Origin of the sequence: Spirosoma lacussanchae, from assembly GCF_005870035.1 — a bacterium.
GTDB lineage: Bacteria > Bacteroidota > Bacteroidia > Cytophagales > Spirosomataceae > Spirosoma > Spirosoma lacussanchae.
On the sequence record NZ_SWJG01000003.1, the window covers coordinates 605,680 to 618,264 of the forward strand.

The 12,585-nt window shown below is 57.7% G+C and carries 7 protein-coding genes; 2 read left to right on the plus strand and 5 right to left on the minus strand.

Annotated features, from left to right (window positions below):
* Positions 1-38: 38 nt before the first annotated feature.
* The 3 genes from FBR45_RS15755 to FBR45_RS15765 form a co-directional block, all read right to left on the minus strand.
* The gene (locus FBR45_RS15755; protein ID WP_138503933.1) at positions 39-2,129 is read right to left on the minus strand and encodes a tetratricopeptide repeat-containing sensor histidine kinase; all 2,091 of its coding nucleotides are present in this window, start codon (positions 2,127-2,129) and stop codon (positions 39-41) included.
* Between the two features lie 12 nt (positions 2,130-2,141).
* Positions 2,142-3,512, minus strand: coding sequence for an ATP-binding protein (locus tag FBR45_RS15760; RefSeq protein WP_138504054.1), 1,371 nt, complete (start codon positions 3,510-3,512; stop codon positions 2,142-2,144).
* Between the two features lie 113 nt (positions 3,513-3,625).
* Positions 3,626-6,811 carry a cyclic nucleotide-binding domain-containing protein gene (locus FBR45_RS15765; protein ID WP_138503935.1) on the minus strand — a complete coding sequence of 1,062 codons (3,186 nt, stop codon included), beginning with the start codon at positions 6,809-6,811 and terminating at the stop codon, positions 3,626-3,628.
* Between the two features lie 443 nt (positions 6,812-7,254).
* Between FBR45_RS15765 and FBR45_RS15770 the strand changes: the two genes are divergently transcribed.
* Positions 7,255-10,044 carry a 2-oxoglutarate dehydrogenase E1 component gene (locus tag FBR45_RS15770; protein WP_138503937.1) on the plus strand — a complete coding sequence of 930 codons (2,790 nt, stop codon included), beginning with the start codon at positions 7,255-7,257 and terminating at the stop codon, positions 10,042-10,044.
* 90 nt (positions 10,045-10,134) lie between these two features.
* The gene (gene odhB, locus FBR45_RS15775) at positions 10,135-11,763 is read left to right on the plus strand and encodes a 2-oxoglutarate dehydrogenase complex dihydrolipoyllysine-residue succinyltransferase (protein WP_138503940.1); all 1,629 of its coding nucleotides are present in this window, start codon (positions 10,135-10,137) and stop codon (positions 11,761-11,763) included.
* A gap of 77 nt (positions 11,764-11,840) precedes the next feature.
* Here the strand turns inward: odhB and FBR45_RS15780 are convergent, their stop codons facing one another.
* A complete protein-coding gene (locus FBR45_RS15780) occupies positions 11,841-12,176 on the minus strand; it encodes a XisI protein (protein WP_138503942.1) in 336 nt (111 codons plus the stop codon).
* Positions 12,146-12,583 (minus strand): element excision factor XisH family protein, encoded by a 438-nt coding sequence (locus tag FBR45_RS15785; RefSeq protein ID WP_138503944.1) that lies wholly within the window; start codon positions 12,581-12,583, stop codon positions 12,146-12,148. Before FBR45_RS15785 ends, FBR45_RS15780 begins: the two co-directional genes overlap by 31 nt.
* Positions 12,584-12,585 lie beyond the last annotated feature (2 nt).

The following is a 12,585-nucleotide window of genomic DNA, read 5'->3' on the forward strand; positions in this document are numbered from 1 at the left end:
TAGTCAAAGATAAGCGGTTTGTGGGCAGCGTGGTGCCTTCAGACTGGTAGTTTAAGGGTAAATGTTGTTCCCTGGCCTTCCTTGCTGTCAACGTCCAGGGTACCGCCGTGCCCTTTGGTAATGATATCGTAGGCCAGAGACAGGCCCAGCCCGGTTCCTTCGCCGGTGGGTTTGGTGGTAAAGAACGGCTGGAAAATCTTGGACAGCAGCGCAGCTGGAATTCCGGTACCGTTGTCGCGGATACGGATAACTGCCTGGTCGTTTTCCAGTCGAACCTGAGCCGTCACCTCGGGTTGGTAGCCAGCCGTCGGCGTGGTTTTCTGCCGACTCTGAACGGCGTAGAAGGCGTTGGTGTAGAGGTTGAGCAGCACCCGGCCCAGATCCTGAGGCATCACCTGTACCGGACCCAGCGCTGGGTCTGGATCAACCTGAAAACTGGCGTTGAATGTTTTGTCTTTGGCCCGCAGGCCGTGGTAGGCCAGCCGCAGGTACTCCTCGCAGAGCGCGTTCAGATCGGTTGGCTCGCGCTGGCCGCTGGAGGCCCGGCTGTGCTGGAGCATACCCCGGACAATGCTGGAGGCCCGGCTGCCGTGCTGGCTGATCTTCTGGAGGTTCTGGCGCAGGTCGGTCAGCAGCTCGTCGGTGAGCTGGGGGTCGGGGTTTGGTTTGTGGTGTTCGTCGGCGATCTCGTCGATGAGCTCGACGGAGACCTCGGCGAAGTTGTTGACGAAGTTGAGGGGGTTCTGGATCTCGTGGGCGATGCCGGCCGTCAGCTCACCCAGCGACGCCAGCTTTTCCTGCTGGATGAGCTGGTTCTGGGCGGCCTTCAGTTCGGCCTGCTGCTGCCGGAGCTGGGCATTGGTGCGGGTCTGCTGGCGGTTGCTACGCCATAAAACCAGGGCAACAACGCCCAGTAGTCCCAGCCCGATCAGTGCCCCGATCAGCCGTTGCTGTTGCCGTTGGTCTTCTTCGGCCTGCAAAATGGCCGCGGCCTGCTGTTCGGCTGCCTTGGCGTTCTGCTGAAGAATGGTTAGCTGCTGCCGGGTCTGGGCGCCCAGCAGGGTGTCGTTGTAGGCAATGAAGGTCTGCTGATACTGGTAAGCGTGCCGGTAGTCATTTTGTCGGGCGTACGATTGGGCCAGTACCTGGCTGGCATCCCGAATAACTTCTTTATGACCAATTTGCCGGCTGAGATTCCAGCTCTTCTGCCCGTAATACACGGCACTGTCGGCCCGGTTGGCGTCCAGCTGCGCCCGGGCCATCACCGTTTGCGCCCAGGCAATCACCTCGTAGGCGCCTTCGGCCAGCAACACCCGAAGCGACCGGTGGGCGGTTCGGATAGCCTGAAGGGGCTGCCCCTGCTCGGTTTCTACGGCCGCCAGATTACTTTCGGCCTGCGCCCGCAGTAGTGGATTCTGGAGCGATTCGGCCAGCCTGATCGATTTGTCGTAATAGTTCTGCGCTTTCTCCGGATCGCCCTTCAGCCGGTACAGTTCGCCAAGTGCGTTCAGAGTTCGGCATACGCTTCCGAGGTCGTTAGCCCGCTCGTGCTCATCCATGGCGGCTGTCAGGAACTCGAGGGCCAGGGTGTAATCGCCAAGCAGAATATGGAGGGAACCCAGGTGAGAATGCGTCTGCCGGATCAGCAACAGGTCGTTCCGTTGTTCGGCAACGTGCAGACTCTGCTGGCCCAGCTCAAAGGCGGTGGCATAGTCGCCCCGCTGAATGCTTACCCAGGCGAGTCGGCTCTGGACCCGGGCCACGCCCAGACTATCCTGCAACTGGCTGAAACCATCGCCGGCTGCGTTCAGATACTGCATCGCCCTGTCGTAGTTATTGAGATTACTATAGGCGCGACCCAGCGTAAACTGCGCCATGGCGATGCCTGGCTTGTAGCGGATAGCGCGCGCAAGCGCCAGAGCTTCGTTGCTATATTGAAGGGCCGACACTCGATTGATGTCGGTTGAGGCATTGGCCAGATCGATCAGCCGGTTAACCCGACCGGTGTCGGTTTTGGTAATCGCCAGCTGCCGGGTGAGCACCCTGATCAGCGAGTCCTGCGCCCGCACCCGATAGCCCAGGGTCAGGAGCAGAAAGCAGGTAACACCAAGTAGCCATTGTCTTCTCATAGGAGCATATAGCTAGGCGGGTAGTTCAATAATAAACTCGGTGCCTTCGCCTTCGCGGCTCCTGGCTTCTATGGTACCACCGTGTCCCTTGGTAATGATGTCGTAAGAGAGAGACAGGCCCAGCCCGGTTCCTTCGCCGGTGGGTTTGGTGGTAAAAAACGGCTGGAAAATCTTGGACAGAATCGACTCCGGCATACCAACGCCGTTGTCCCGAACCCGAATCCGCACTTCGTTACCAATGCATTCGGTCGTAACCGTTACGGTAGGCTGGTACGAACTAGCCTGCTCCTGGGCGGTTTTCTGCCGGCTCTGAACGGCGTAGAAGGCGTTGGTGTAGAGGTTGAGCAGCACCCGGCCCAGATCCTGGGGAACAACCGTCACGAGGCCGAGACTGGCGTCCAGTTCAGTGCTGAAACTGGCGTTGAATGTTTTGTCTTTGGCCCGCAGGCCGTGGTAGGCCAGCCGCAGGTACTCCTCGCAGAGCGCGTTCAGATCGGTTGGCTCGCGCTGGCCGCTGGAGGCCCGGCTGTGCTGGAGCATACCCCGGACAATGCTGGAGGCCCGGCTGCCGTGCTGGCTGATCTTCTGGAGGTTCTGGCGCAGGTCGGTCAGCAGCTCGTCGGTGAGCTGGGGGTCGGGGTTTGGTTTGTGGTGTTCGTCGGCGATCTCGTCGATGAGCTCGACGGAGACCTCGGCGAAGTTGTTGACGAAGTTGAGGGGGTTCTGGATCTCGTGTGCGATGCCGGCCGTCAGCTCACCCAGCGATGCCATTTTCTCGCTGTGAATAAGCTGGTTCTGGGTCGCTTTCAGCTCGGTCAGCGCCTGTTCCAGCTCTTCTTTCTGGCTGGTGATTTCGGCCGTGCGCTGGGCCACCAGGTATTCGAGTTCCTGCTTGCGGGCCTCAATTTTTCGTCGTTCGGCGGCTTCGATCTCGCGTTCCTGTTCCAGCTTGATCAGCGCCTTTTTCTGGCGACTGGCCACAATCAGGAAAGCAACGAGCCAGACCAGGGAAAAGCCGACCGTTGAGTCGGTGAAGTTGCTGTACGTTTTGGCAAACTTCGGAAACAAGTCCTCGATGACTTTGAAAACGGACATCAGGAACATAAACGGCGCCACCGCCAGGAAGGCCGTACGGGCGGCCTGGTTGGGGCTAAGCAGGTGGACCGTGTAGCCGACCATGCCCAGGGCAATCAGCCAGATCAGGCGGAGCGGAAAGTCCTCGTCGGTAACGGTGCTGAGACCGATCAGGGCAACGTTGATAAACCAGTAATTCTTGAGCCACCAGTCCCATTGAGGAAGCCGATTTTTGGTGTCAAGAAATCGCCTTGTCTGCCAGATAATCAGCAGCGTAAGGAGTGACGACGAGATTTCATCCTCATCCATGGTCAGGTAGGGTTTGGCGTGTGGGTGGTTTAGTGTGGGCAAGATAGATACCAAACGCCAACCGTACAACGGCTGATATAGGCCAGCGGAGCTTACATATGTTAGTCGGTTGATTAGGTAGATACCGACGTGGGCCGACCCGCCAGAAGCTCATTCTGCCGCCGAATTCGTCCCGACAAACTCCTGACGATGCTACGCAGCACCTCGCCCCGCTCTTCCATCAGGTCAAAGAAATCGTCCTGGTCGAGCCGCAGCAGCCGGACTTCTTCTACCGCTTCGGCGGTAGCTGATCGGGATTCGGTATCGAGCAGCGCCAGCTCTCCGAAAAAATCGCCCCGGCCAAAACGAGCCAGCTCGGTGTTGCCATCCAGAATGCTTACCTCACCCGTGTCGATGACGTACAGAGCCGTGCCGAGGTCGCCTTTCTGGAAGATGACATCGCCAGGCTGGTACGATTCTTCCTTCATGATCGGGGTAATGCTGGCCAGTACGTTTTCGGGCGTTTGGGCAAACAGGCTAGTGTTGGCCAGCAGTAGTACCCGGTCATAGTCGGGAATCTGGCTGGTAGAAGTAGACGAGTGATTCATAAGTAAAGGCGACAGAACAGACGTACGGCTCAGCAGCTGACGAGCTTCGTCGGCCTGGCTGGCGGGTATGGCGCGCAACACGAGCCCAACCGTCCAGGCCGAAAATACAGTTTCGCCGGTTCGGAGTATATACGAACGGATGGATTCAGCATCCTTGAACGGGCCGAGTTCAGCATCGAGAATACGCACCTTTTCGGCCCGTTGCAGGTCATCGACCAGTACCTGCAGGGTCTGGTAAACGTTGCGCGGAATCAGGTTGTCGAGGAGTTCGAGGGCGTTGGCCCGGCGTTCGCGGGCGGGGTGGCCTACCCCCAGTCGGGCACCGGCAATGGTCTCGGAGTCGTAAAGCTGAGTCAGCACGTCGAACAGGCGTTGCCGCAGTACGGTCAGCTCATAGTCCAGCGACTGAACCAGGCTGTCGTCCGTTTCGGTAAGGGTGCCATGCAGGATTCGGTGGGCCAGCGCCAGTTCGTCGTGGAGCAGGGACCGGAAGACCTGATCGTCGGCGGGTTCGTTGGGAAAACGGCGGAGGGCCCGCAGCGCAGCCCCCCGCACCCGCAGATCGGACTGCCGGGCCAGCTCGTTCAGAAACTGACGGCTCCGGGGGGTGCGGATAGTACCGCAGATAATGGCTATACGCTGAATCAGTACAGGGTCGGTCGTGCTCCGCCAGGCTTCCTGCAAAAGCGGCAGCACATCCGCCTGGCTGCCTTTCAGGGCGTTGGCCGCAACACGTCCGGCCGTTTTACTGGTTAGCCGGTCTACCAGATGCCGAGCCAGGTCCGGGTCGGTGAGTTGACCTGCGGCCAGCATGGCGTCGTTCAGCAGCCCGTTCTGGCTCTGGGTCAGGTAGCGGGTTACGGTAGGAGCGAAGTCGGTCAGGCGCAGTCGGCCAATCAGGCCCAGTGCCATTCGCTGCCGACCCGGGTCCGACGCGTTGGTTAGCTCGGTCAGGCTACGGACGCCCACCGGATCGCGCGGGTTCAGCTCCAGTACCCCCCGGATGGCGCCCTGCCGAATGGTGATGTCGGTATGGTTCAGGAGCGGGGCCAGCTCAGACGGATCGGCACTGATGCGTCTGCCCAGCAGGTAAGCGGCCTGTTCGCGCAGAGCAGGGTCGGAATCGGTCAGGGCAATGTGGCGAACGGGCGCAACCGGCAGGGGCTGGTTGGTGCGGGCGGCTACTGTCAGGGTACGTTGCCGCACCGATGGGCTGGGGTGGGTTAGCAAGGTCGGTAACTGTCGGCTCAGCTCGTCGGGGTTGTGCTGATCGAGCCAGCCGATAGCCGCCGTTACATCGTCGGGGTTGTTGCTGCGTAGCCGGGCCGTTACCGCCGACGACGCCGTAGCCGGCATGGCTAGCTGATCTCGTTCGAGAAACCGTCGGCCAATGGCGTCGTTGAGTTCGTGCAGGTAATGATTGTAGGTCTGGTCGAGCAGCCATACCAGTACGCCCAGTAGCACGATCCAGACCAGGGGCATCAGCGCTTCGATGGCGGGGCGGGCGTGGAGCGCAAAAATCAGGAAGCCCGCCACCCCCAGACCGATTGGCTCGTAAAACCCTTTGGCTACCGTATGGCCCTTGAGCCGCTGCGGAGCTGACAGGGGCTGGAACAAAACCAGAAAAACGGGGTCGAACAGCGATCGGCGTACTACTTCGAAGAGCAGGTAGAGGCCGCAGAAGTACACCAGCCGGGTTGTTTCGTCGGTCGTGATCATGTTCAGAACGACCAGTCCGCCCAGCCCGGCCAGCGCTACCCAGGGCAGAACGAGCAGCGAACGCTGTACCCCAAACCGGTCGAGGGCCTGCCGCGACAGCAGAAGCTTAACGATCATCGCTACCCCGTAGGTAAGCGCCAGCACCAGACTAACGTAGTAGATTACATCGGTCTGGTCATGAAAACGGTGCTTTACATTAATAAAGAAGCTGTACTCGACCTGGGTAGCCACAGCCGCCAGCGTAGCCAGACTCAGACACATGAAGAAGATCAGCTTACTGCCCCCGAATCGTTTCTCGATCAGCTGCGACTCTTCCCGGCGGGTGGCCCGACTGGAGCGGTGGGGTGCATGAACCTCATGCGACCGGACCGTAAGCCGCAGAATGTAGAGCGATGCGACAAACGCGGCCAGCGCGACGACCAGCAGCCGAAGTACTTCTTCGTGGGCATGAACCAGGGCAGCCAGAATAGCACCGATGGCTTTGGCTGGCATGTCGCCCGAGCTGATGACGCTGAACAGCCGCTTGCTCTGACGGGTATCGAACACCACCGCCGAAACCCCCCAGAACTCCAGATTGGTCAGCAGATAAATAATCCGGTACCCAACCATGATGGCTACCGCAGCCGCCACCGAATGACCTACCTCAACCAGAACGCCCACTACTACCGTCATCACAACGACCGAGAGCAGCACCCGCATGGCCAGGGTACTCAACAAGAGATGATGTTCGTAATACGCATAGAGTCGCCCCACCAGGATCATACCCAGCGCAGACGCTACGTACGCAAAAGGCAGGCTGGTTTCCGGATGGTTCTCGAGCAGTATGGCATTGGCGGCTACGTAGATCAGGATGGTGCCGATGCCCAGCAGAAAGTTATGGACAAAAAAAAGCCCAACCGTACGGGCTTCGTCGGGTCGAATACCCACTGCCCGTTGCCAGCGTTGAGCCAATGGTGATGGTGATGCAGAAGAGGTGTCGGTTCCGACGTTCATGGTGAAATGGAAACGCGATTTACCCTCAAAGATAAGCACTCACCGTCTAAACCGCTTTTCGGGCGCAGGTTTAGTTTAGGCGGCTCTGCACGCCCGCCATCGGTTCGATCTGATGCCTGGTTTGCGCCTATCGGCCGGAGGCCTATACACACGTACAGAGTACACCAGCTGATACGGCTGCTGCGGCCGGGCGATAGCAACAAGAAAAGGTCGCCGAATCACCTGCCCGATCGGTGCAGCGTGTACTCAGGAGGGTTCTGCAGCCGAAGCAGGCCGGGAGAACGCAGGGCAGAAGCGGGGATGCCAACCAAACGGGCATAAATACTGTTGTACTGGTACGGGCGTCGTTACCTGAACGGAATCAATAAAAACGATAATTTTTGCGGTCAACTGTCTGACTGATACGCTACCTTTGCGGGTCAAAACAACGACGCGCCTTCGTCATGGACCAGTATTCATACATTGCCAACTCTGACGCGGCTTACGTAGATCAACTGTACCAGTCTTATAAGCAAGACCCTCAATCAGTTGACCAAAGCTGGCAGCAATTTTTTAAAGGATTTGAGTTCTCCTTAACCTACGGCGAAACCGCCGGATCGACAACCAACGGCGCGGCCAAAACCAACGGCGCTGCCACCAACGGCCAGGCGGCTGCTACGAAACCCGTAGATGCCAGCCATGCCGACCCGTCGGACCGCGAAAAAGAAGTATCAGTAGCCAGCCTGATCAAAGCCTACCGCTCGCGGGGGCACCTGCTGGCTAAAACTAACCCGCTCAAAGCCCGGAAAGATCGTCAGCCCCGCGTTGACCTGCCCGACTACGCCCTGTCTGACGCCGATCTCGATACGACCTTCGAATCGGGTAAGCTGCTGGGCATCGGGCCGGCTACCCTGCGCAAGATTATGGAGTCGCTCCAGAAGATCTACGCGGGTAACATCGGCTTTGAGTATATGTACATCCGGGAGCTGGACGTTAAAAACTGGCTCCGCAATAAAATCGAGAAAGAAGCGCTGGTCTTTAGCCCTTCGGTATCGGAAAAGAAGCGTATTCTCGAAAAGCTGAACGAAGCGTCGGTATTCGAAAACTTTCTGGCTACCAAATACCTCGGTCAGAAGCGCTTTTCGCTCGAAGGCGGTGAAGCCACCATTCCTGCCCTCGACACCATCATCAGCACGGCCGCCGATATGGGCGTAGAAGAGGTGATGATCGGGATGGCCCACCGGGGGCGTCTCAACGTGCTGGCCAACATCCTGGGTAAATCGTACGAATCGATCTTCGACGGTTTCGAAGGCAACGTGCCTCAGCAGGTACATGGCGACGGCGACGTAAAATACCACCTCGGCTACTCGAGCCTGACCGAAACGCCCAACGGCAAACAGATCAGCGTGAAGCTGGCTCCTAACCCCTCACACCTCGAAGCCGTTAATCCGGTCGTGGAAGGCTTCGTGCGGGCGCAGGCCGATGAAGAATACAACGGCGATTTTACCAAGATCATGCCGATCCTGATTCATGGCGATGCGGCCGTGGCAGGGCAGGGTATCGTATATGAAGTAACCCAGATGGCCAAGCTGGCCGGCTATCAGACCGGCGGTACGGTACATTTCGTGATCAACAACCAGGTCGGTTTTACCACCGATTTTGACGATGCGCGCTCGTCGATCTACTGTTCGGATATTGCCAAGATCATCGATGCGCCGATTTTTCACGTCAACGGCGACGATCCGGAAGCGGTAACTTTCTGCGCCAAGCTGGCCGTTGAATTCCGCGAGAAATTCAACCGCGACGTGTTTATCGACATGGTATGTTACCGGCGCTACGGACACAACGAGTCGGATGAGCCGAAGTTCACCCAGCCGACCATGTATAGCATCATCGACAAGCGGGCCAACCTGCGCGAGCTATACAAGAACCTGCTCATCGAGCGGGGCGATGTAGACGCGGAGCTGGCTCAGCGGATGGATACCGAGTTCAAGAAACAGCTGCAGGATCGGCTCGATCGGGTGAAGCAGAAAGCCGAGATTCCCTACAAACCCCTCCGCCTTGACCTCGACTGGGCTGAGCTCCGCTTTGCCGAACCGCAGGATTTCGAGACGTCGCCCGAGACGGGGGTGCCCGCCGAAACGCTCGATCAGATCGGTCAGGCGCTGGTAAAACTACCTGAGGGCTTCAAGCCACTGAAGCAGATCGAAAAGCTGCTGAAAGATCGGCAGACCATGCTCACCGAAACCAAAACGGTGAACTGGGGCACGGCCGAGCTGCTGGCCTACGGGTCGCTGCTGCTGGACGGTCGCCCCGTTCGGCTGAGCGGTCAGGACGTACAGCGGGGCACGTTCTCGCACCGCCATGCCGTCCTGCACGACGTAGAGACTAATGCAACCTACTCATCGCTCGACTTCATCAAAGAAGGTCAGCCGAAGTTTCAGGCTTACAACTCACTATTGTCGGAGTACGGCGTTCTTGGTTTTGAGTATGGCTACGCCATGGCCAACCCCCACGCGCTCGTGATCTGGGAAGCCCAGTTCGGTGATTTCTCGAACGGCGCCCAGCTGATCATCGATCAGTTTATCGCGGCTGCCGAATCGAAATGGGGTATCCAGAACGGTGTGACGCTGCTTCTGCCGCACGGCTACGAAGGCCAGGGCCCAGAGCACTCGAACGCCCGGCCCGAGCGGTATCTGCAGCTGTACGCGGAGCACAACATGATTGTGGCCAACGTATCGTCGCCGGCTAACTTCTTCCACCTGCTGCGTCGTCAGCTGGCGTGGCCGTTCCGGAAACCGCTGGTCGTTATGTCGCCCAAGTCGCTGCTGCGGCATCCCAAGTGCATCTCGCCCCTCGAAGACCTCACCAAAGGGTCGTTCCAGGAGGTGCTGGGCGATACCTACGCCAAGCCGAAAAAGGTGAAACGGGTACTGCTCTGCACGGGTAAAATTTATTATGACCTGCTCGACAAACAGCAGGCCGACCAGCGCGACGATGTGGCTATCATCCGGCTCGAGCAGCTGGCTCCGCTGCCCAAAGCGCAGCTGGATGCCGTGCTGGCGCAGTATGGAAAAGCCGAGAAATTCTGGGTACAGGAAGAACCCGAAAACATGGGCTACTGGACCTACCTGCTTCGTATCGGGCTGACCCTGCCCATTATTTCGCGCCATGCCGCAGCTTCGCCCGCTACCGGCTATGCCAAAGTACATACCCAGGAACAAGCTGACATCGTTCGTAGAGCGTTTGACTAAATAGGAATAGGGTATACGGTATGTAGGTTCGGGTAGTTTCTTTACCAGATAGCTACATACGCGAAGCCTGAAAACCGAAAACCGATAATTATGGCCGTTGACATGAAGATCCCCGCTGTGGGAGAAAGCATCACCGAAGTGACCGTGGGCACCTGGTACAAAAAAGAAGGTGACCACGTAAAGATGGACGATGTCCTGTGTGGACTCGACTCCGATAAAGCGACGTTTGAACTGACGGCCGAAGCCGATGGCGTACTGCACATCCTGGCTCAGGAAGGCGATGTACTGCCCATTGGCGCCAGCATCTGCTCGATCGACACCGACGGATCGGGCTCAACCGGTAGTGCTACTCCGGCTCCGGCGGCCGAACCCGCTCCGGCCGAAGCGCCCAAAGCCGATCCGCAGCCCGCTCCGGCCAGCGAAGCCCCTAAGGCCGACGCGCCAGCCGCGGCTCCTGCAACGGGAGGTAACGTCATTGACATGAAAGTGCCGGCCGTTGGGGAGTCGGTTACGGAAGTTACCATTGCTTCCTGGAGTAAGAAAGACGGCGATCAGGTAGCGCTGGACGAGGTTCTCTGCGAACTGGAGTCAGACAAGGCCACCTTCGAACTACCCGCCGAAGCGGCTGGTATCCTGCGCATCGTTGCCCAGGCCGGCGAGACCCTGCCCATTGGGGGGCTGATTGCCAAAATCGAAACGAGCTCAGCAGCTGGTCAGGCCGCACCAAGCCCCGCTCCGTCGGCGCCCGCACCGGCGGCTGCGTCGGCCAATGGCAGTAACGGACAGGAAAGCTACGCGGCTAACCACCCATCGCCCGCAGCGGCTAAAATTCTGGCCGAAAAAGGAATCGATGCCAAACAGGTAGCTGGCACCGGCGTAGAGGGCCGCATCACCAAAGAAGATGCTATGAAAGCTGCGCCCAGCCCGGCGCAGCCAGCTGCTCAACCGGCTCCGTCGACCCCTGCACCAGCCGCCAAGGCACCCGCGCCCAGCCCGCAACCCGCAGCCGCCCCCGGTAGCCGCAACCAGCGTCGCGAAAAAATGACCTCGCTGCGCCGGACCATTGCGCGTCGGTTAGTGGCCGTCAAGAACGAAACGGCCATGCTGACTACCTTCAACGAGGTAGACATGAAGCCGATTATGGACCTTCGGAACAAGTACAAAGATAAATTCAAGGAGAAACATGGCGTGGGCCTCGGCTTCATGTCGTTCTTCACGAAAGCGGTTTGTGCAGCGCTGAAAGATTTCCCGGCCGTAAACGCCCAGATCGATGGCGACCAGATTGTTTACAACGACTTCTGCGATGTATCGATTGCGGTATCGACCGATCGGGGGCTGGTCGTGCCGGTTATCCGGAACGCTGAGCAGCTGAGCTTTGCCCAGATCGAGAAAGAGATTGGCCGACTGGCTGGTCTGGCCCGCGATAACAAGCTGACCATCGAGCAGATGACAGGGGGTACCTTCACGATCACCAACGGCGGTACGTTTGGGTCGATGCTCTCGACGCCCATCATCAACGCTCCGCAGTCGGCTATCCTGGGTATGCACAACATTGTAGAGCGTGCGGTCGTGGTGAATGGTGAGATTGTGGTTCGTCCGATCATGTACGTAGCCCTGAGCTACGACCACCGTATCATTGACGGCAAAGAGTCGGTAAGCTTCCTGGTTCGTGTGAAACAGATTCTGGAAGACCCCTCCCGGCTTCTGCTGGATATGTAAGCCCTTCGGCTCCTAAAACAAACAAGTCCCGCCAGATTGCTGGCGGGACTTGTTTGTTTTAGGAGCGTCTTTTATAATCAGGAAATTGCGAAGCCAGTATATTGACGCAGATTTTCTGGATGAAAAGCGAGTACGATGTCTTCTTTAGGGACACCGGCTTCCAGTAATGCATCGGCAATTGGGCGATCTGTTCCATCGTACTGAATCCATATTTTATCATTGATGATGTCGACGTGGATTGTTGGGCCGTAGATTCGTTCGCTTCCCCGCCAACCAGTACGCATGAGTTGGTAATGATCCTGTTCTTTATCGAGGATGAGAAAACGGTCTATTGTACTAACGAGCGGTTTTCCCTGTATATACCACTGAAGGGCATCCTGAATTATTTGCCGATACCGTGCCAATTTATCCATATTACAATGTCAGCCTTGAACTCGTCATAAATTATTAAACGCAATTTACGATGTTCAATAAGTCGTTGACCTAGCCGCTTTGTAAAAAAGTCCTGATACGCTGTCGAAGGAACGGCTAAATAAATAACCCGTTCCGGCTCTATGTCAGCCAGTACCGATTCGTACATATCATATTGCCCAATTGCTTTTTGAGCGTCGGCAACTGCTGAACGTCCCGCAAAGCTCTTTACTTCAACAGCAATTAAATCTTGACCCCTGATGGCGCCGATTGTGTCGCGAGTTGCTCCAATATCCACATACAGGCCATGTGAATCATAATCGATGTATAACGGATCATGGGTTATGGTCCATCCGTCTTTCTGAAGAGCAGCAATGACTGAATCGTGAAATAGATCTCGCGCTGCCATGA